This is a genomic window from Vibrio sp. 1557 (assembly GCF_033340175.1).
Classification (GTDB): domain Bacteria; phylum Pseudomonadota; class Gammaproteobacteria; order Enterobacterales; family Vibrionaceae; genus Vibrio; species Vibrio alginolyticus.
In genome coordinates this window covers 675,569-696,554 of the sequence record NZ_JAWOVZ010000001.1, presented here as the reverse complement: position 1 = coordinate 696,554, position 20,986 = coordinate 675,569, and the positions used below count along the sequence as shown (strand labels likewise).

General features: G+C 42.9%; 20 protein-coding genes and 1 pseudogene. 7 read left to right on the top strand and 14 right to left on the bottom strand.

The window, feature by feature from the left end; translation table 11 throughout:
- Positions 1 to 46 precede the first annotated feature (46 nt).
- The 3 genes from R7070_RS03015 (at position 47) to R7070_RS03005 (ending at position 2,461) form a co-directional block, all read left to right on the top strand.
- Complete coding sequence (locus R7070_RS03015; protein WP_149192048.1) at positions 47 to 958, top strand: DMT family transporter; 912 nt, start codon at positions 47 to 49, stop codon at positions 956 to 958.
- A 196-nt stretch (positions 959 to 1,154) separates the two neighbouring features.
- Positions 1,155 to 1,616 carry a carboxymuconolactone decarboxylase family protein gene (locus R7070_RS03010; RefSeq protein WP_005376442.1) on the top strand — a complete coding sequence of 154 codons (462 nt, stop codon included), beginning with the start codon at positions 1,155 to 1,157 and terminating at the stop codon, positions 1,614 to 1,616.
- A 104-nt stretch (positions 1,617 to 1,720) separates the two neighbouring features.
- Positions 1,721 to 2,461 (top strand): helix-turn-helix domain-containing protein, encoded by a 741-nt coding sequence (locus R7070_RS03005; RefSeq protein WP_005376444.1) that lies wholly within the window; start codon positions 1,721 to 1,723, stop codon positions 2,459 to 2,461.
- Positions 2,462 to 2,580: 119 nt separating this feature from the next.
- Here the strand turns inward: R7070_RS03005 and R7070_RS03000 are convergent, their stop codons facing one another.
- The 5 genes and pseudogenes from R7070_RS03000 to accD all read right to left on the bottom strand — a co-directional run bounded on the left by R7070_RS03000 (position 2,581) and on the right by accD (position 5,888).
- Positions 2,581 to 3,075 carry a YcxB family protein gene (locus tag R7070_RS03000; RefSeq protein WP_149192049.1) on the bottom strand — a complete coding sequence of 165 codons (495 nt, stop codon included), beginning with the start codon at positions 3,073 to 3,075 and terminating at the stop codon, positions 2,581 to 2,583.
- 224 nt (positions 3,076 to 3,299) lie between these two features.
- Positions 3,300 to 3,560: a DUF5062 family protein gene (locus tag R7070_RS02995; RefSeq protein WP_005376453.1), complete on the bottom strand. Its 261-nt coding sequence runs from the start codon at positions 3,558 to 3,560 to the stop codon at positions 3,300 to 3,302.
- An 82-nt stretch (positions 3,561 to 3,642) separates the two neighbouring features.
- A pseudogene (locus tag R7070_RS02990) lies at positions 3,643 to 3,879 on the bottom strand (threonine aldolase); the annotation flags it as partial.
- A 40-nt stretch (positions 3,880 to 3,919) separates the two neighbouring features.
- Positions 3,920 to 4,780 carry an immunity 49 family protein gene (locus R7070_RS02985; RefSeq protein WP_149192050.1) on the bottom strand — a complete coding sequence of 287 codons (861 nt, stop codon included), beginning with the start codon at positions 4,778 to 4,780 and terminating at the stop codon, positions 3,920 to 3,922.
- Between the two features lie 238 nt (positions 4,781 to 5,018).
- Positions 5,019 to 5,888: an acetyl-CoA carboxylase, carboxyltransferase subunit beta gene (gene accD / locus R7070_RS02980; protein ID WP_149192051.1), complete on the bottom strand. Its 870-nt coding sequence runs from the start codon at positions 5,886 to 5,888 to the stop codon at positions 5,019 to 5,021.
- 109 nt (positions 5,889 to 5,997) lie between these two features.
- On the opposite strand from accD, the gene R7070_RS02975 reads away from it, so the two are divergent.
- On the top strand, positions 5,998 to 6,903 hold the full coding sequence (locus R7070_RS02975; protein WP_165439074.1) for a LysR family transcriptional regulator: 906 nt from the start codon (positions 5,998 to 6,000) through the stop codon (positions 6,901 to 6,903).
- Between the two features lie 204 nt (positions 6,904 to 7,107).
- On the opposite strand, the gene R7070_RS02970 is transcribed toward R7070_RS02975, so the two are convergent.
- On the bottom strand, positions 7,108 to 9,750 hold the full coding sequence (locus tag R7070_RS02970) for a hypothetical protein (protein WP_149192053.1): 2,643 nt from the start codon (positions 9,748 to 9,750) through the stop codon (positions 7,108 to 7,110).
- A gap of 311 nt (positions 9,751 to 10,061) precedes the next feature.
- On the opposite strand from R7070_RS02970, the gene R7070_RS02965 reads away from it, so the two are divergent.
- Positions 10,062 to 11,822: an ABC transporter ATP-binding protein/permease gene (locus R7070_RS02965; RefSeq protein WP_256900069.1), complete on the top strand. Its 1,761-nt coding sequence runs from the start codon at positions 10,062 to 10,064 to the stop codon at positions 11,820 to 11,822.
- A gap of 492 nt (positions 11,823 to 12,314) precedes the next feature.
- Positions 12,315 to 12,707: a hypothetical protein gene (locus tag R7070_RS02960; protein WP_005376463.1), complete on the top strand. Its 393-nt coding sequence runs from the start codon at positions 12,315 to 12,317 to the stop codon at positions 12,705 to 12,707.
- 40 nt (positions 12,708 to 12,747) lie between these two features.
- Here R7070_RS02960 and R7070_RS02955 read toward each other — a convergent pair whose 3' ends face one another.
- The 4 genes from R7070_RS02955 to R7070_RS02940 form a co-directional block, all read right to left on the bottom strand.
- Complete coding sequence (locus R7070_RS02955; protein ID WP_256900070.1) at positions 12,748 to 13,752, bottom strand: metal-dependent hydrolase; 1,005 nt, start codon at positions 13,750 to 13,752, stop codon at positions 12,748 to 12,750.
- A gap of 328 nt (positions 13,753 to 14,080) precedes the next feature.
- Entirely contained in the window at positions 14,081 to 14,539 is a 459-nt protein-coding gene (locus tag R7070_RS02950; protein WP_005388759.1) for a hypothetical protein, read from the bottom strand.
- Between the two features lie 93 nt (positions 14,540 to 14,632).
- Positions 14,633 to 15,661, bottom strand: coding sequence for a phospholipase A (locus tag R7070_RS02945; RefSeq protein WP_017820977.1), 1,029 nt, complete (start codon positions 15,659 to 15,661; stop codon positions 14,633 to 14,635).
- A gap of 226 nt (positions 15,662 to 15,887) precedes the next feature.
- A complete protein-coding gene (locus tag R7070_RS02940) occupies positions 15,888 to 16,391 on the bottom strand; it encodes a DUF2938 domain-containing protein (protein ID WP_005376471.1) in 504 nt (167 codons plus the stop codon).
- A gap of 84 nt (positions 16,392 to 16,475) precedes the next feature.
- On the opposite strand from R7070_RS02940, the gene R7070_RS02935 reads away from it, so the two are divergent.
- Entirely contained in the window at positions 16,476 to 16,883 is a 408-nt protein-coding gene (locus tag R7070_RS02935) for a helix-turn-helix domain-containing protein (RefSeq protein WP_021707542.1), read from the top strand.
- A 72-nt stretch (positions 16,884 to 16,955) separates the two neighbouring features.
- On the opposite strand, the gene def is transcribed toward R7070_RS02935, so the two are convergent.
- From def to R7070_RS02915, 4 genes are all read right to left on the bottom strand, one after another.
- Entirely contained in the window at positions 16,956 to 17,462 is a 507-nt protein-coding gene (def, locus tag R7070_RS02930; protein ID WP_005388756.1) for a peptide deformylase, read from the bottom strand.
- 233 nt (positions 17,463 to 17,695) lie between these two features.
- Positions 17,696 to 18,160, bottom strand: coding sequence for an ABZJ_00895 family protein (locus tag R7070_RS02925; RefSeq protein WP_017635325.1), 465 nt, complete (start codon positions 18,158 to 18,160; stop codon positions 17,696 to 17,698).
- A gap of 537 nt (positions 18,161 to 18,697) precedes the next feature.
- Complete coding sequence (locus tag R7070_RS02920; protein ID WP_256900071.1) at positions 18,698 to 20,143, bottom strand: AGE family epimerase/isomerase; 1,446 nt, start codon at positions 20,141 to 20,143, stop codon at positions 18,698 to 18,700.
- A 107-nt stretch (positions 20,144 to 20,250) separates the two neighbouring features.
- Positions 20,251 to 20,793 carry an AAA family ATPase gene (locus tag R7070_RS02915; protein WP_170960430.1) on the bottom strand — a complete coding sequence of 181 codons (543 nt, stop codon included), beginning with the start codon at positions 20,791 to 20,793 and terminating at the stop codon, positions 20,251 to 20,253.
- Positions 20,794 to 20,986 lie beyond the last annotated feature (193 nt).

The following is a 20,986-nucleotide window of genomic DNA, read 5'->3' as shown; positions in this document are numbered from 1 at the left end:
AATATATAGCATTATCGCGTCAAGTTAATTTTTATCAGGAAGATCTATGTCTAAGCATTTATCAATTTGGTGCGGTGTTGTTGTCGCTATCTTTTTTTGGTCTAGTAACTTTAACGTAATAAAGGCTATTAATAGCGATGTCTCTCCTTTGGATTCAGCGACGTTACGATTTTCCGTTGCAGCTTTAATACTCTTACTGATAAGAGGTACTAAACGCTCTCCATATGGAGCCAAACTCACACGAAAAAGTATGTTGTCGTTGTTTGTTATAGCAACCGTGGGTGTAACTATCCAAAACTTCTCTATTTTCTCTGCAATGAGATTTACTACCCCAGTTAACGCAGCGGTTGTTCAGGCAAACCTACCACTTGTCACTATCTTGTTGTCGGGCTTTATTCTCAAAACTTCCATTTCGGTTAAAACTATTTTAGGTGCACTAATCAGCTTTTGTGGAGTGGTAATCGTCATTACAGGGGGAAATATTCATTCTATTAGCAGCAATAGTAATATTGGTGATCTATACATGTTATTTGCTTTAATTAGTGGGTGTTTATACACAATTCTAGCGAAGCGTTTAACATCTCATATCCCAGTAACTCAGCAGTTACGTTGGGTGTTAAGTATTGGTGCCATTCAAATGGTCGCTATAGCGATGTACCACGGCGACTTTAGCCGTAGCTTAAATGCCATAACATTTAAAGACCTAGCATTAATAGCTTACATGAGCCTGTTTGGAACTTTGATTGCTTATTACTTTTGGATGAAAGGCGCTATCGTTCTTGGTCCAGATAAGATGTCTCCATTATTTAATATTATGCCGGTATTCACTCTACTGATTTCGTTCATTTCTGGTGAGCAGGCTCAATGGGAAAATATTTTAGGCGTCTTTATCGTTGCGGCTGGTGTGTATATAGGTAACTCAGCACCTTTTGCTCGTTTACGGAAGGTGGTGGAGTAAAAATAGACGCCAACCTTAAGTCGCATTATTTAGAGCAATACTTTGTTAATTGGCATAAGTTTTCTTGGTTTCCAATAGGTACACTTTTCGCTTTCGTCGTTCACTCTTTTATCTAATTTTATTGAGTGCATGTCGAAAATCTTCAATCTTTTGCTAAGAGCGTTTTTTACTATGTAAAAAACAGAGGAGAATGACCATGAAAAAACGACTCAACTATATTGAAGTAGCGCCAAAAGCAATAGAAATCCTATACGCTCAGGAAGCTTACTTCCATGAACAATTTAGCCAATCAGAAACTATGAACATGATCATATGGGAACTGGTTAAGTTACGCATATCGCAAATCAATCAATGTGCATTTTGTATCGACATGCATAGTAAAGATGCGCTTAAGTTAGGTGAAAAGCCGGAACGCATATGGGGGCTTAGTGCATGGAAAGATATGCCATTCTACAGCGATGCAGAACACGTTGCGCTTGGCTGGGCTGAATTACTAACTGCTGGCCTACCAGTAGATGATGATACCTATCAGCTGACCTTGAATACCTTTGGAGAAGAAGCTATGGTCAACCTAACAATTGCGATCAACGCGATCAATAGTTGGAACCGAATAGTTAAGGCATTTAAGCCAAAGGTTGGAGTCTATAAACCTCGATAATTCTATTTGACGGTTCTTACTTGTAAGCCACTGCTTATGCCTCAACTTTATATGATGAAAAGTACATGTGTATCACTTTCTCATTTAAGTTGAGGTTAAATAGGATGATTCATTTGAACTTAGAATTTGATATTTTAAAACCTCAAAAGGCTTTAGCTGGCTATGTTCAAGCCATTTGGTCAGCATCCGTCAAACCTGATACGACGCAAACCGTACGTAAACAATTACTCAGTGATGCTGGTACAGGTGTGGTATTCATTTTACAGAATGAAGTACAAATGGATGGTGAGTGGCAAACGCCGGGGGTTGTCCTACTGCCTATAAGCATTCTCGCACATCAGGTCTGCCTACCGCCAGGCGCGGTGATGACTGGCGTACGCTTTCATCCTGCTGTTGGTTATCAACTATTTGGTAAACGTCTAGAACAGCTATTGCGGATTCAAGACGACCACCCTTTGGCTTCTTCTGCGCTAGCAACATTTGAGTCTCTGCAAACAGCGCGTTCGCCATATGCAAGGATTTCTACGTTATATCGCTGGGTTCAAACACTGATTGAGGAATATGAACCGCAGTATGTCGGCCACATTATTGAACAACCTACAGGGACCATCAGTCAGCGCCAGAGAGAGCGCAATTTTCAGAAATGGTTGGGGATTACTCCTAAACATTACCAACGCATTAAACGAGTGAAGCACACTTTAGAGCAACTCCGAGCGCAACCCGATCTTACTTTATCGGAATTGGCGCTGGAGCAAGGTTTTTCCGATCAAGCACACATGACTAGAGAGTGTAAGCAGATTGCGCGCATGACACCGAAGCAGTATGTCCGAAAGAGAAACCTCTAAGCCTTATTAGCTTTCTACATCAAACCCCATTGATTCAGAATCGACCATATACTTGTTACAATGTTCGATCATATATCACCTACTTTTTCGATCGCTCATTCCAGCTTGATATGAGCTGGTTAGCTCGCTTTTGATGCTGCGTGCTGCTCTACCATAAACGCGATCACTTCTTCGTTTAAGCAAGATTTGCTGATGTATTGGCGTTGTTTACCAAGGTGAAGGATAAAGCCCAAATCGGTTTGTTCGAGTTGGTCGATTTCACTCCAAGCGAGGCTGCGATCGATTTTACCGCTTTTATAGCGCACGCCATCTGCATTAACTTCAAACACTACTTTGCTGCCACGGCTTGAACTGATGGTTTGACGCCATAGCCACCAGGTTCTTTTGAAGTAAACGCTACACGCTTCAATCACACTCAATACGATAAAGAACCAACCGACATAACCGTTAGGTAGCAGTTCAAACTCCAATAAGACCACGCCAAAAATTAGAAACAATATCGCTTTTAGGTAAGCATGCGGGAACTTCGTTGGCTGGCTAGTTTGATCATAACACTCAGCAAAGAAAGGCTTGTCGAGTGTGTATTCTGTAGTGAATTCGAAATCTTTAGACATGTATGGTTACTTTAAGGCTTCTGTAAATGAGTATTCTTGGTTGCACTCTTGCAACGCGAGCATTGTAGCGCTTCTCTGGCTTTATCTTTAGCCCTTTTGATGCTGTTTTGTAAATCAATAATAACGAAACATTAGAAGACCTCGGTGCACTTGCCAAGATCAGACAAGGCGAACCATCTGGCTCGCCTTGTTAATTAATGACCTATGTAACTTCTTCAGGCTTTCTACTTTAGAGGGTCGTTGTCTGGCAACGCACTGTGTATCCATACTGCTAGTCGGTGTTTGATGCTTGCGCCATCTAGCTTGCTTTCCGGTAATGGCGTGATCTGTTTGGCATCGACCAAGAATAGGTAAATCGCTTTTACTCTTAGAGGTTGTGGTGACTGTGGAAGATCAAAGCCTTGTAGCTTCGCCATCTTCCCACCAATCTCTAGTGCCTTCTTAACCAGTTTGTCTTCATTGTGAAGCTTGGAGCTTTTTGACATTGATAAATCCTCTTCTTCGCTTCAATTAAGAATACATGAAGTGTCACGTATGGCGTGTTAGTAAGCTCGCATATTGATAAGCTTATGTCTTACCACCGAGTAACTGGTTGAAAAATAACCTTAATTCTTCGTCACCAAGGCTGAGCAGGTAGTCACCGACATACCATTCAACGATGGATTGATGTGGATGTGCCGTGACTTGCGGATTACCAAACCAAATGCCCTTTTCTGTAGCGAAAGTATGTTGAAGTTCTTTCAACTTTTCACAGCTGAAAGGCAGGATAAGGTGCAACATGTTTGCTCGAGGTGCTGCCGAACGGCATTGCTGCAGACACTACATAAGGTGTTCTATTAATGATTTATTTAGAACAAAGATCCTGTTCACCGTAAACGAGCCATTTCGGCAAATATGCGGTTTCTGGAATTGTCCAGCCATACTTATCGTATGCCAATGCAGCAAGACCAATCAGTTTCAAAGAAACATTCCCTTTTGGCGAATAACGAACATCTTCATTCATGTAGAACTGGTAATGCGCCTCTAACGCATCTTTCAGTGCTTCTTGATAATGCGCCTCATCGCCATCGATAATGGCAACAAACACATTCACAAATGGAATAAACAAAGAATGTACATAGGGCACTCTGGTTGATTCTAAGTATTGCGGAGAAGATTTCTCCATCACAGTTTGCAATAACTCAGGTAACGCTGATGAATTGCTAAATACACCGTTAACGAACTCGACTAGCGCAACATCGAATGGATCTTTTAAACGCACTAACGACTCATCCATGATGGTCATCAGCTCTACGCCGCGCCAATCTCTCGCGGCCATCGTTAAACAGATTTCATCCAACCAAGCATCCATCGTTCCCCCTGCAACAGAACGGTTACCTACTTCCGAACAATGTCGGTGCCCAACGGAGAATTCAACAACTTGCTCTGAATGATTGGCCAGTAAGTACACGTTATTCAGTAACTCAAGCGCTCTTTTTATATAAGCTGGCGAGGCATGATGTTGTCCATATTTTGAAGCAGTGAAGAATGAGCGGAGCGAATGCCAAGCATCGCCTTTCATTCTTTTGAGAGGTTGCTGATAAAAAGATTGTTTTTCATCAAGCATTTTTTCCCAAAAACTATAGAAACGTTCGTCTTCTTCACGAAAAATACGCAATTTTCTTTCTTCAGGTATCTCTAAATAGTGATTTTTCATTGGTTCCATCGTTCCCTAGCCTCGCATTATAAGTTGTTCTAATTTTTGCCGTGATGATAATCATCCTCAAAATCAAGCATTGAATGATGCCGAAGTTTTTTTATGAAATCAATTTATAATCAGTATCTTATATCGAAAAGCAATACTTAATTGAAATGAATCGAAAAGCCGCCTTTACGCTATTAAATCAATCGATTGCATATCAGTAAATATCTCAAAGAACATATAAAGCATGAGCCAACCGCAATTACTTAACTTCTAGTCGGATGCTTGTATTAGTGAGTTTTGCTATCAACCCGCCTATCCTCTCGCGCATATCGTGCCTTTGCACAATCATATCTAAAGCGCCATGCTCAAGCAGAAACTCGCTTTGTTGAAAGCCATCCGGTAGCTTTTCTCGCACGGTTTGTTCAATCACACGACGCCCTGCAAACCCGATTCTTGCCTCAGGCTCACCAATATTGATGTCCCCCAGCATTGCCAAGCTTGCCGAGACGCCACCAAAGGTTTGATCGGTCAATACCGAGATATAAGGCAAGCGCGCATTGGATAAACGCTCCAACGCAGCGCTGGTTTTTGCCATTTGCATTAAAGCCATCAGCGACTCTTGCATACGTGCGCCACCACACGCATAAAAGCAAACTAACCCGCAATTTTCCTCTATCGCCGTATTCACGGCATCAACAAAACGAGCACCCACAACCGACCCCATCGAGCCAGCCATGAAAGAGAACTCGAACGCGCAAGCCACGATGGGTAAGCCCAACAGCTCGCCTTTCATTACGACCAACGCATCTTTCTCGCCAGTACTTTTTTGAGAGAGAGCAAGACGCTCTTTGTAGCGTTTCTTGTCCTTAAAGTTGAGCAGATCTTTCGGCTCATATTCGCTAGCAAGCTCTATACGCTCACCTTTGTCCAAGAAGCTATCTAAACGATGTCGCGCAGACATTCGCAAATGGTATTGACACTTGGGGCAAACTTCCAAGTTTTCCTTGAGCGCGATGCGATACAGCACTTGGTCACAAGACGGACACTTAGTCCATACGCCTTCCGGAATCGACGCTTTACGCGTATTAATGATGTTCTTTTTATCTAATAGTTTTTCTAACCAACTCATTGGAAAACCTTTATGCCCAAACAACGGTAACTCGCATTGTATAAACCTGTTTTAAGTAACAAAGTGCAACTTATTGGCTTTATAATCCAACCAAATGGGATTAATGGAGATGCTTGAGAAAATTGATCAGCAATGGCTAAAAAGCTTCCATTGTGTCTACGAGAACAATAGCTTCAAAAGAGCCGCCGAGTTTTTATCTCTGCCGACATCAAATGTCAGTCGCCATATTGCGTTACTTGAAGAACAGCTTGATGTGCGTTTATTCGACAGAACGACTCGACGAATCTGTGCAACAGACGCTGGAGAACAGCTCTATTTACGCACACAGCCTTTGTTAGACAAACTGAATGATGCGCTTGAAGAAGTGACGCAACACTCTCGTGAGGTCATGGGGCAGCTCAACGTTGTCATGCCAGATTCACCAGAACTAGCTAAAGCCGTCGTCTCTTTTTGTGCTCAGTACCCTGCTATTTCATTGAATTGCGAGACGAACCTAAGCCCTAAAGAGGACTTGCTCGATGGGTTTGACGTTATCTTGAGTTTTCACCGCGGCAAGCTTGAAGACAGCAATTGGATTGCAAAAGAGATCAAGCGTTGGCCGAGTATTGTGGTCGCATCACCTAAGCTATTGCACACACGTCAGAGACCTTTCAAAATTACCGATTTGAAGCACGTTCCTTGTATCAGCAGCTTTACTGCATTGAAAGGAACACCTTGGGTTTTCAGAAATTCGGAAGGAGAACTGATAAGTCAACGAGTACAATCTGCATTTAAGGTCAACAGTGGGCAACTTGCAAAAGCCGGCGCGTTAGCAGGATTCGGGTTTGCGATTCTACCTGTCGAGTTTTGCCATGAAGAAATCGAATCAGGAGATCTGGAAGTGATCGAACTGGAATATGAACCCGAAGATTTGGTGCTGTATGCCTTTTACGCTTCAAGAAAACACTTAGCCAAGAAGATCCCGGAGTTTATCGAGCACTTAAAACGCCAAGCGAATAACGAAACAAGTGGGTAACTGTCAGATCAGGTCTGAATTAGTACCAAATTAACACAAGTAACCTTATCCGCTCTTCTTTGACTTAGGGTAAGTCTTGCATTTAGCAAAACGCAAAACTTGCCCCCATGATTAGAAACTTATCAAACCATTCATTCTCGTTATTAGCTTGACACAAAATTTAAGTCAGATCGCAAAGATTCACCCTTGCGCAATTTCTTCGCTTCATGCCATTAAGTTTTTAAGACGATGCGCATCCGGATGATTTTCCTGAATAAGTACCCGACTCAATGCTTCAACGAATTCACGCTTCATGACATCAGTCGATGCTTGCTCAGGTTGCGTCATTGTTAATACTGCAAACGGATTGGGTGCAAGGTGAATGTCTTTCCAGATACTTCTACAAATCTCCGCATGAAGATGTTGAGGTAATTGTCCTGATTGTAAAAACAACCCCATGATACTGTCATCATTCACAGACCATAAATGACGATAAGCACCTTCAAATAGTTGCGATGGATGGAGTTTTCCCCTGAACCCTTGACAGCTGTACAAGACATTTAACACATCTGCACTCCATTGCTGCCAAATATCTTCAGGCAAATGAGTTTTCAGGTTGGCATACTGACTGATAATCCAGATTGAATCGACATACATAGAGTCTCCACGAACTAGCTCACTCAAAGTCATAAACCAGGATTCTATTTCCGACTTATTACGTTCGTTATACCCTTCTACTTCTAACGTGCCTTTTAATACTCCCAAGTAGAAAGTCACATGATCAAAACGTCGTCGATATCCCTTCTGTTTCACTGCCAATATTTCAGTCATCAGCTCAGCACGAGATGGCATAGAAAGCCGACAACTTAATCGACTTAACTGGAAAAATAGCTTCCACACCCATTGAGGGAATACTTTAGCAACCTCATTCAATAATGAAGTCAATAATTCAGGTGTTATTTGTTCAGGGCAGTCATTTAAATAGTCAAGAACAACCTTTAGTGGCTCCACTGCATAATCACCATCGCCTGGCTTACTTTTCCCTTTGTTCACTGAAGGTATCAATGCGACAGCCTGATCCACTCTACCTGCGACAATAAACAGCTGAATGATAGCACTGCGATCGTCATAGTTTTTTTGATATTTCTTCAACTGAGCTGCTTTTAATACTGCATGAACAAACGCTTCATCCTGCCAGTGCTTCTTGACAGCGTCTAATAGTGCAGTTGCAGTTTTACATGTTTTAATGACCGAAGGAATATCTGCAACCTCTCCCGAATAAGGCCGTTCATTCTTACTATTTTCGCTTTCACCAATAGTGATGAACGGTTTATCTGCACGGAACCCTCTACGATAATACGGCGTCCACTCTTCAACTGACGTCGCCTTACCAAGTTTACCAATAACTCTTGTCGCTTTTAACAAATCTCCCTTTGTAAACCAATAAGCAGCAAGTAACGTTAGAGGTTTATTTTGTTCACTCTCTACATAGAATTTTTCTGCCTTATCTAACAACTCCGTAGTTAAATAGGGAAGAAGACGCTTTGTGTAGTTACCAAATTCATCTCCTTCTGGATACGCCTTAATTAGATAGGGTAATATACGTTCTGGTTGCCCTTCAAAACCCCACGCAACACCATTTATTAGAGCCGATTTCTGCCAGCGAGGAGCAATTTCCGAGTATAGCCTTTCTAGTTCATCATCGGGTAGGCAAAGCTTACACCCTAGTTTTAACCGATTTTCTTCTTTTGCGCCGAATGGATTTTTTTTGTCTTCATCAATCATCCTTTGTTCAACTAGTGCACAAACATCTTTGCCAGCTTTTACTGCATTGGCCAGTTCAGTGTCGGCATCTGGCTTGTGCTGACTTTTGCTGTCTACATATTGGTTGAGGATAAATACAGGGTCATCAATAGCCGACCAATCATACCCAATCAGTTCAACATGTTCCTTTAAAGCCTCAATTGAGCATTTTTCCATTTGATAGGATGCCAATTCTAAAGCGATGCTAGCTCTCTGATTGAGATCTGCACTCCAGATATACTTACTTAGCGACTCAGCAATTTCATACCATCGCTCACAATTTTGTTTTCCTGCAAGCCTCGCCGCTGCGACAGCTGCACGAAATGTACCGCCAGAGCGACAATCTCTTGGCGCATAATGACGAGCAAGACGTAACAATCCTTTATAACAACGCTGCACTTCAGGGTGATTGCTGTCTAAGTTGATGGTTGCGAATGTTTCAATAGCTGTGCCATAGGCAGCCGCCTCATCCCCCCCGTCTTGAATCATTGGTCTAAGTGCACCAAGAGAACTCAAGCTACAAATTGCTTGATCTTTTAGCTTCCCATCGGCTAATCCTCGGATAATCTCAGCCCATGACTCTGCTACGTACTCGCGATTGTAGGTATTAGATGCCTTTGCATAAGGTATCGCTTTTTCGTGCTTGCCTTGGGCACAGAGAGCGCGAATCACACCCTCCAATGCGCCATCACTACGGGAGTATTGGTTACGATACATGACATCATCATAAGGTAATAAGACAGCAACTTTTTCTGTCCAAGTTCGGTTCAACTCATGATAGATCTCAGAGGTTTTCAGCGACTCAACAGGTACATTTTCACGTAAGCCCAGTGTGAATAACGGTAACTGAGTGACATCTCCCCCCAATTCAACCAACTGAATTTCAAGCATTATGGTGCTCAAGTAGTATTGCAGTTCATTTAATTCTTCTAGTGCCGATACTGCACCACAAACATCACCGAGCTTGAGCTTATCGTAAGCATCCAAGAAAGGTTTACATCCTTCACCGGGTTGTGAAGACAACAATTTCTCAGCAATATCGTACCAGTTTATTACTTGTGGCATTAAGCCAGCCTCCTGCTTATTGAAAGCTTAGAACCTAATCGAATAAATTCATTATAAACCAAACGCTTAGGTAAGGATAGACTAATTCTAAAGCATTATATTCTTCACTAGAAATTCAAATGGAAAATTGGTGTGCCGTGGAGTTGGCTAATTGAAGTAACTTCCCCTGACAATTCTTTGATTCCTTGGGGTCAAATAGCCCACCCTAGCCTCAGTAAAATGGCGTCTTTTACTCGAACCAGAGCCCCACTGGTCTCATCAACCAAACTGGCTTACTATGCCAGGTACCTAAAACGCTTTGTGAGTCACTCATGAGCAGAAAAAATAACAAAAATCTCAGCATTCTTCTTAAACTCAGCACCTTTATTGCACCTTATAAATGGCGGGTTGCGGCGGCCTTGGTTGCCCTTGTCGCGACAGCAAGTTTGACGTTATCCGTTGGCTATGGAGTGCGCATTCTTATCGACCAAGGCTTTGCTCAGCAATCACTGCAAGAGCTTACCAATGCGATTCAGTTTATTGTCGGTGTAACATTGTGTATTGCCATTGGGACTTTCTTTCGCTTTTACCTTGTCTCTTCCGTAGGTGAGCGCGTTAGTGCGGATATTCGCCTTGCGGTGTTTAACCATGTGATTACGCTGCATCCGAGCTATTTTGAGACCAACAGTAGCGGCGACATAATGTCGCGCCTGACTACCGATACCACATTGCTGCAAAGCATTATTGGTTCATCGTTCTCGATGGCGATGCGTAGCGCTTTGATGTGTTTTGGTGCCATCATTATGTTATTCGCTACCAACGTTAAGCTCACGCTGATTGTGCTTGCTTCTGTGCCTTTGGTTCTGGTTCCGATTTTGTTTTATGGACGACGCGTGCGTGCTCTCTCTCGCCAAAGTCAGGACTCAATGGCCGATGTCGGAAGCTACGCTGGAGAAGCGATAGAACATATTAAAACCGTGCAAAGTTTTAGCTCAGAGTCGCATGAACGAGCGGCTTTCGCTGTCGAGGTGGAAAAAGCTTATGAAGTAGGCAGACAGAGAGTAAAACAGCGCGCGATCCTGATATCAGGCGTTATTGTGATTGTGTTCAGCGCGATTGCAGGCATGCTTTGGATAGGCGGCAGCGATGTGATTCACGGAAAAATGTCTGCGGGTGACCTAGCCGCATTTGTGTTTTATGCCATTATGGTTGCCTCATCGACTGCAACCATTTCCGAAGTCATGGGTGAATTGCAAAGAGCCGCAGGTGCTACCGAACGGCTGATTGAGATCCTTCAAGTAGACAGTGATATTAAAGCGCCAAGCAACTATTTGCCTGTCCGTTCCGACATGCCTGCTGAGGTTAACTTTAATTCGGTGAGTTTCAACTACCCTTCTCGACCAAATCAACCAGCAATCAAAGAATTAAATCTAACTGCTGAACAAGGAAAAGTGTTGGCGTTGGTCGGCCCTTCTGGTGCCGGTAAAACAACACTATTCGAACTGCTGCAACGCTTTTATGATCCGCAAAAAGGGCAAGTGTTGTTTGGTGGTGAAGATATTCGACAGTTCGATCCAAACGAGCTTCGACGTCAAATGGCGCTCGTACCACAACAACCAGCGCTGTTTAGCCATGATGTTTTCCATAATATTCGCTACGGTAATCCTGAAGCGACGGATGAACAAGTTATCGAAGCCGCGAAAAAAGCCCATGCCCATGAGTTTATTGAGAAGCTTCCCGAAGGCTATCACAGCTTTTTAGGGGAGCGCGGCGTTAGGCTATCGGGCGGACAAAAGCAGCGTATTGCGATTGCTCGCGCGATTCTAAAAGATCCAAAAATCTTACTGCTAGACGAAGCTACCAGCGCCCTTGATAGTGAAAGTGAACATCACGTTCAACAAGCACTTGAAGCTCTAATGAAAGGACGCACAACGCTGATTATTGCTCATCGTCTTTCGACTATCCAACATGCGGATAAAATTGCGGTGCTCGACAATGGCGAGTTAGTCGATGTCGGTAACCACCAATCATTAATGCAAAGCTGTGAGTTGTATCAGCGACTTGTGGCATTGCAATTTAAGCACTTGGAGTAACGCCTAGTTAAGCGTTCAAAAGTAGGCAAAGGCGGACCAAATAATTTAATAACAGGAGTTTAACGATGTTTTTGTGTCAGTCCAGCGAGCCTTGGCGAGACTAAGAATCTAGCTCTGAGTGGTTAATGAGATAATTTAGACCATGAAGAGCTAGGATAGAAGATCCCACATCATGTCCCATCGTCGCTGTACAAGGTGACGAAATACAAAAGATGCCACTCGCAGTTAAACGAGCGGCATTAAACCAAGCAGCTCGCCTTTTAACAAAGGAATTCCAGTAAGAATCCAGTAACCAGCGTATTCTCCCTTCAACTAGAAATACTCGTTCACAACTACCATATAAAACCCAATCAACTTCATTTGTAACAATTTAGGTTTCAAAAATAGGAAATCATTACTGAAAAAGTTTACCGCGTTTTGTGTTGCTATCTATGGTTACAATGTTTGAGACATCAATGCCTTCAAACCAAGCAACACAAAAGCGGCACCGATATGAACAGCGAAGCGAAACAACTATTTTCTTATCTATGTCAGCGATACGATGCGCTTTCTCAAGAGCTTGAGTCTCGCCCTTTTCCTGAATTTTCTGAGACTATTACTCATCCTCTTGGGCACTGTTTAGTCCGTTGCCCAGCAGGTAGCCAACGCTTTTCTATTGTAGCAGTCAACTTTGCACCCTCCGTTCGCGGGCAAGGCGTGCTTACTGCATTTATCGACTACATCAAAAGCAATCCTTACCACTACCAAGGTGTTGAGGTTGCAATCATTGAAAACAAGAACTTAGCTAAACGGCTTTTGTCTCTTGGCTGGAAGTACAAGTCCCTGTTTGGCAAGATTTTCTTCGCTAGCAAGCCGACCCTAGTAAAGGACTTTCAGTCTGCGTAATAGTTATTACGAAACCGCATCGACATCCAAAGTAAAACCATCACTCAAAATCCGTAAGCATGTTGAAAAAAACTTGGCGATCTTCTGTAGTACTTCCTCGATGAGCAGTGTATTCAACGTGCGCGTCTGCGCTGGCTTTTGGGGATAGATTGATGCCCCATAACGCATTAATTTGGTTTGGTACGATGGAATAACGCATATCAACAATTCGCATTTCATTATTCGGATCCGTCGCTACAAAACCGTTTGAAAACCAACGGAAACGTTCGATGTCTTTTGCTTGTTGCGATTGCGGGTTTAGCCACGGAAATTGCTCTTTTATATTTAACTTTGGAGTTGATTCGCCAGGGTAAATTTTTATTGAACGCCCCACCCTTACGGCATCTACATAGTAGCTCTCTTCCGTTTCATAAATTAGTTTCCAAACCAAAAGATTGCTGAAACTTGGTTTGGCTTTTAATTGTATAGCGTTGTGTTGTCGCTCTTTGACGATTTCCCAACCAGCTACTTCTGCTCTATCTCGCTGGATCGTTCCAAGACTTAGGTAAGCCAGGCACCATAAAAATGCAATGCGGGCATAGTTTGGGCTTCGCTTCAGTGCAACAAACAAAAGCAATATTAAAATAGGGAGTGTGAACGCGGGGTCGATTACCGAAATAGTGTTCCAAGCATAACGCGTGTTGCTTATCGGCCATAGAAGCTGTGTTCCATAACTGGTGCATGCGTCTAATAACGCATGGGTACTATAACCAAGCGCGCAGTAAAACCAACTCTGCCGGAAGCTTAGTCCTCGCTTTTTTGCGAACAATGGATACAACAACAAAGCACAAATGAAACTACCAAACGGGATAAACAAGAGCGAGTGAGTAAATTGGCGATGGTATTCCAAATACAGCAAAGGATCAGTTGAAGAACGGATTAGCACATCTAAATCCGGAGCCATCCCAGAGACCACGCCCAACACGCCAACAACTGCAAGGTTTCGCTTGTTGCTCACCGCCAGTGGCAAAGCTGCACCCAATAAACCTTGCGTTAACGGATCCATCGTTCACTTCCTTTAGATAGATGAAGCTCAGCTGGAAAGCGTACACGCTCAATAGTCGGTTCCAATTTAAAAACCAGAAGGTTCTTCGACATAAATTATCCGCATTTAAGTGGAAAATAATACACGACTTAGTCATGCATTTGCTTGTTTAGCAACAAACACCTTGATTTAGTGTAAGAAGGAATCACGCCGTTCGCTAGTGAACGAACAAATCTGAGTCTAGGCTTGTTTGGTATTTCAAACCCGAAGGTTTATCTGACGCGAAAAAACAAGGCGATCCAAATGGCTCGCCTTGTTTCTAATTTACTGAACGATAAACGACAGGTGTTTAGTCTTGAGGATTCTCTTTCGCGTTGATTTCAGCGTAAGTGTGCAGCAGCTCCGTCAATGTTTTTACCCACGCAAAAACATCCGAAGGTGCATTTTCGATTAGTTTTTCCACTAGCGCACAGTGTGTTTCTAGCGTGATGGCCTCTTCCAAACGGAATGAGATCGCGTAGAAATGCCAAAGCACCAATCGCGTCATTCGCTCGCTATTTTGCTTTGCGTTGTCTGAGTCATCAAACGCTTGTTGAATTTCACTCAGTGCGATTGCTGTCATGCGTAGCATTGCATCAAGACGTGCAGACAACATGCGGTCTTCACTATCCACTTCTTCTTGATCAAAAGTGAACAGCTCATTCATCACGTCTTCTGGCACCATTTTACTGATCATACGAGCACTAAACTCTTCCAGCTCATGGCGAGGCATAGTTACAAGACAATCGAAGGTGTAATCACGAAGCATAAAATCACTCTAGGTTAGAAATCAATTTCAGCCTCGCATTCTAAATATTGAAATTTCAATTGCCAGTGTTAATTTCTATCCATCTACGAAAAACTACAAAACACCGTTGATTGCAATACCAACACCAATCCGCTGCTGATTATGATCATAGTCGATCAAGCTCTTACCATAACCCGCTGAGTATTGTGCGTACCCCTGAACTTTGCCCCAAATCGGAAATGACACACCCAGTTCTGCAAAACCCTTATGTGTTTGAAAGTTCTGGCGACCTAAAAAGGTAAACTCGTAACCATTCCACTTGTAAGCACTCGATAGCTCAAAGTGTCCCATATAGTCTTCGATATCCGGGTTATCATCACCTTTGGGATCATTAGGCGATGTCTTTTCATCTTCAGGTATACGCCACCAAGGCTGGATAGAAACCGCAAAATTGTCTTTTGCAAAGGTTAAGTTGGCATAGACACGGTTCCAACTGCGCGATAGCTCCTGTCTCTGACCGTTAGACTCATGTTCAATACCAAAACCTAACCAAGTCGAACCATCAAGTGGTTTCCAGTCTGTTGGGGTGTAGTAAAAAAGCTCTGGACGATAATTGGTTTCACGGAATGGACGAGATGCTGCACCCGTGTATACCTGCCAAAATGATTTAAGAGTCATTCCAAAAAACAGACCATCGCCATCAAACAACAAGTCATCATAGTTCATTGGTACTTTAAAACTGATTTGGAACTCCGCCTCTTCCTTACGCAGTTCATCGCCGTATTTGGTGTCGGCATACGCGCGTTTATTTACACGATCACTGTATGTAAACGGAAGAATATAGTTAACGCGATGCGCGACTAGGCTAAACGGTTCGAACGCGTTTTCTCGTTCTGATTCCAAACGCTTGTCGACCAAACTTTCCTGAAGTTCTTCAGGCTCTTCAATTTCTGGATCTGCGGGCACTGTGCTGGTTACTGTGTCAAGCTCACACTGCGCGCGAATGCTCTTTATGGTTTCTTCACCTTTGCTTTGCTTTATTTTGTCTAGCAAACATAAATCATAAGCACTGGCTGTTTCTCCCATCGCAACTGGCGCTGCCAATAAACTCAGTATTGATATCCCTGCCACTTTTGAAGCCATCTGAAACCCTTAATATTCTTTATGTCAAACCAGATAATTTTAGTTTTTCTTGGTAAACCGCTTGCCATTCTGACGTTAAGGCAATGTTAAATGTCCGCCGACTTTACGTCTTGGATAAATGCAACAGACTTTAGACATATCGGTCAACTATGAGCAAAGCGCAAAAAACAACCAAGAGTTGAGCATCATAGATAAAAACCACTCGTTTGCATGATGCTCATTTTATCTATGCAAAATACTGGCTCGTAACTTTGATTGCAAACCCGGCTATGAATAAACCCAAACCATAACCCAAATGCGCCAATGTGCTAAGAAAACGGGCTTTCCAAGGTGTTGGGGTTTTACTCGCAGCAAAACCAAATCCTAGACAAGGTTGAATGACCAAAAATGGGAAGATCAACGTTACCACGCCTGTAATTAAGCTGGGCATTAGACTGGGCTCTACCAACCAATGATGACCAAAAACAGTAACGTGAGCCAAAGCGAAAGTAACGCCGATGGCATAATGCAAAAACCAGCCAAGTGACTTTTCTCCCGGCATCGCCTCTGACGCCATAATTGGCGCATGCATAAGCTTTCCTTGGGGCATGTACAAAACCCAGCGCGCAACCAACGCATAGTTTAATGAAGGAATACCAAACACTCTCCTTTGTAACCATGCCCATAAATCCATTATCAAAGTGGCACCAATCCCTATTAGCACCGCTTGCAATCCCATTAAAAGCAGCATTTTTCTCTCCTCAAGTTTTTGATTTGTTAAGGTCTTAGTTGCATGCTACAACTTAAAGCCAACTTGAAGTCAATGGGGAATAATATGGATATTGCAGAAGTGGTTAGAAAATCAGGATTGCCGACTTCAACGCTCAGGTACTACGAACAGCTGGGGTTAATTCGCTCGATAGGAAGGAATGGATTGAGACGCCAATATTCACCAGAGGTACTCAATACACTCAATTTAATTAGTTTGGGGCGTATCGCTGGAATATCGCTTAACGAAATGGCAGAAATGTTGAATCAATCAGAAGTTTCAAAGCCATATATCGATCGTGACTTACTAACGAAAAAGGCACTTGAGATTGATGAGCAAATAAAACGTTTGAAAGCGGTGCGAGACAGCCTAAACCATGTTGCCACCTGCCCTCATGAGTCACATATGGACTGTTCTTCATTTCAAAGGCTTATGAAGGTCGTAAAGCGTTATGTCCCCCAAAAGCAGAGATAAACCGCTCTCCCTACCGTCCTATTCTTGATTTACAAGGAAGTAACTCGCGGTTGTGAGTTACTTCCTTTCATATTACTTAGCTTGCGATTTTACGTACTTCTTCACTTTTTTCATCGCCATTTTTTGCTTTAACGGTGAAAGGTAATCAATGAACAAGTTACCAGATAGGTGATCAATTTCGTGCTGCATCACAATCGCCAAGAACTCATCGCTCTCGATTGTAATCGGGTTGCCATCACGGTCTAGTGCAGAAACAACAACTGACGTGTAACGCTCTACATCTGCGTAGTACTCAGGAACAGATAGGCACCCTTCTTGACCAAGTGCTTTGTTTTCTCCGCTCACCACTTCTGGGTTAACCAAGATTAAAGGATCATTGCGTTCGTCAGAGATATCGATGACAACAACCGCCTCTTTTCTGCCTACTTGGGTTGAAGCTAAACCGATACCATTGCCCGTTGCGTAAAGTGTTTCTAGCATATCGTCTATCAGCGTTTGTACTGTCGATACATCAGTGACTTTTTCTGCTTTTACTTTAAGCCTTGGGTCTGGAATGGAGAGAATTTCGAGGACTGCCATACTTACCTTTCATATCTATAAATCGTAATTCGTGGCGAATTATACACACGTTTCTCGATACATAAACCTGCTAAGCTATCTTGCGCACAAGGCATAAACCATTAACTCAAACTACAACACAATAAATGGGTTTGCCTTTTAGATAAAAATCCTACAAACAGGAAACTAAAACGCCAGCACATTATGGCTGACGTCTTGTCATGATCCTAATTGAATCGTTTGTTGTATTTTATCTACTGACTTTCCTTGGCTTTGAGTAATACTCTAATCGCCATTTTCTCACCACTTTTTAAAATTAAGTAGGCGATGCCAATCGTTATTAGCATTATGATAGCAATAAAAATACTTACCCCACCGAGCTCAGATAATAAATAAAACGGAGAAATATCTAACGACATTAAGATAAGAGAGAACACTACCAAACTTGCTAAAGTCCACAGTAAAACAGCATACCATCTTGTTTTTGATGGCATTACATCTCCAGTCTTGTAGCCGAAGTAATAACCAACACTCATGGCTGGGATTAACGTGCTAAGAAAGCCTGTACCACTCATTTCTATCCCAACAATATATTCAATGGCCAACAGCAATGCAGCCCAACAAACGGACGCCAGACACAACAGAGACGTAACAAGAAGTACCGATGGTGGCTGGTTTATTTCTGATTCTGAATAGTTATTTTTTAATTCCACTTTCATTTCCTTCCATTTATTTGAATAAAATAAGCGTTTTAGATCATGCTTCCGCTTGGACAACCTAGAGAAACAACACCACAAGAAATACAACTTGTAGCTTTTTAAATAGTTTTATTTTCATTTAACCTAGATTCCAACTAACTGTTATTTTTTAAAACTAAACCCTCTCTCTCAAATTGTATATTCAATAAGTTTACTCATATGGGCCCAGTGCAACCATGTTAATACGTTCTATGTATCAGAAACAATTCATTTATTTCCAATGACACTAGTGAGACTATGCGACGTGATTGGAATCTCACTTAAGTTTTCATGGACCTATCGCGCTGAAAATTGAATCCTCTACCTGTCATAAAATAAAAAGCCGTCAAAACCAGTGGTTCTGACGGCTTTTTATAAGCGCCCAGGGGTCATTACCTACACAATTACTGCTTGAAGCTTATCTAGTGACAGACCTAGATAGCTAATAGTCATCCTTGCTATCGGAGGACTTTATTGGCTTTTACGCGGACTTTAACTAACACATCACCATCGACCAACCTAAGGTCGAATATTGGTGAATGTCGCGGTGGCGACTCCATCACTTTGTGACGACAACGATTTTACGTCTGCGCTAAAGTAATACGGATTAAGTGGCATTTTATTCTCTGCTGGTCGCGCGTAGTAAAGCTTGGCGGGCTGTTTTGCCATTTGTTGCGCGTACAAATACCCGACCAACGCATGTTCAAACTGGTGGTAACCATTTCCCCAATGGAACGCTTTGGTTGATTTAGGACTCAGACCGACTCCTCCATATTGATGATCCACCCATACGTCCATAAAAGTGGGTAACGTGTATTGAAGCGTTTCTTTCATCGAACCATCGACAAGAGAAACTGTCATCGCCGCTTGATCGAGTTCTGCCCATTCCCAAGACGAGCTATAGTGCTTGTATGGTCTTGATTGCCAAGCACGAATGCTCTCTTGTGCCCATTTACTCTGCCATTCTGGTGAGAAAAGTGCTTTGACTTGCTCAAAGTTTTGCTGATATTGCGCTTGCTTAAGCGTGTGTTTCATTCCTTTGAAACCAAACTCTGTCCAATTGGAATTTTCCAACAACTGACCAGTGAGATACGTCATCCAATACGCTTTGATGGTGTGTCCAAAATCATTGTGTTTCGCATCTGGCATCATTACCGCTTTGTGGTGTATCGCGCCATAAAAGCGCTGCTCTTTGACGGAATGGTAGTTATCTAGCATCACTTTCGTCAGCCATTGCAGATCTTGCTTCCACTTGGCTTGCGCTGGCGGTGGTAAAAGTGGCGCCGTTAACAACAGATAGCCATTGATCTGGTCAAGTTGAGCGACTAGCTCTTGCTGCTTCGCACTTTCCCCATCACCGTCTTTCAAAACCCAAGCCAGACCGCGATCATCGCTTCGTCGGTATTGTTTAAATATAAACGCTTGCTGGTCGATGAGCGCTTGTTCGACCTTTGGATCTTGAGTCAAGTAGTAGTACATCGCCAAACCCACCAAGGCGTAAGCTTGGTCTTGAGAAGTTCGTTGTTGCCACTCCATCCCCGGTTTCCCACTACGCGTAAAGCTCACAAAGCCGCCGTTTTTCTCATCTTGTAGATGATCAATCAGGTAATAAGCCCCTTTCTTTGCCAGCTCTAATGCTTGCTTGTCACCCGTAAGATGAAAAAGCACGCCATAAGCGTAAGTTTGGCGCGATTTCATGCGGGTGTATTCGCGATTGAAGTGCGGGCTAATCCACCCTTTGTTTAATTCTCCACACGGCTTTTGTGGGTCGAGAATGACACCGTTATCACAACGAAAAGTCGGAAAATTCCCCGCAGGTTGTCCATGCGCGCTTTCCATCATCCAATATGGGGCTAGGCCATTCGTCACATGGTTTAACCAATCATCCCCCGAAGGCAGGCCTACATCAGCAAAGCTGCTCATGCTCGTCGTTGCGAGCAATAAGGTAAGATATTTAAAAGACATAACACTCAATTAAGTTATTGAATTTTATCCAGTATAAATAACTCCCTTTACGCATATTGTTGTCGTGCTCACAATCGCCTTACGCATTTGTTTGCATCAATCATCTTTCAGCCTTGTTCGATGACTGAGCCGAGAATAAACGCTACTCTGTCTTCGACTGACATTTTGGGCACTTCGATCAATTGATAACCAAATTTGTGATAAGCGTTGACCATCTGTTGATACGTAGCCACCGCTTCAGAAAAATCTTGCTTTCGCTCTTCGTCGTTGCTGAATATCGACGTCCACGGTGGAAAAATGAATACTTGAGAATGATAACGAAGCGTCTGGCAATGCGTGATGAGCTCATGCGAGATTGGCAGTTGTTCCAACTTACTGTAGCCATATACGTCCACAATACTGCGATCAAAAAACACATTCCCTTGGTGGACATTGAAAGCTCGGTAATTGCTCACTTCTGCCTTCATCATTTCGTCTCGAAAAGCTTGTTTGTCATTCCAAGGTAATGCTGAACCGTGATTGGCAACCTGCGTTTGTATTATTTGACGGCCGGTTTCTGGCGCGCAGATAAAACCTTGTGTTTTTAGCTGTTCGATTACCGAAGTTTTCCCTGCACCGGGACCACCAGAGAATACGATAAGTTTATTCAAAATCTTTTCCTTATTTTTTGTTTGAGTGAAGTAATGCGTGTACAGCCAAGAAAATGGGCATCATCTGGCGTTTGAAATTGGCATTTGGCACGCCAGCGTTAAGCGAGATCGGTAGTGGGAAATTTGGGGAATAGAACTGGGCAGTGAAGAGATATACAAAGTAAGAACCGAAACGACGTGTTCATCGGTTATG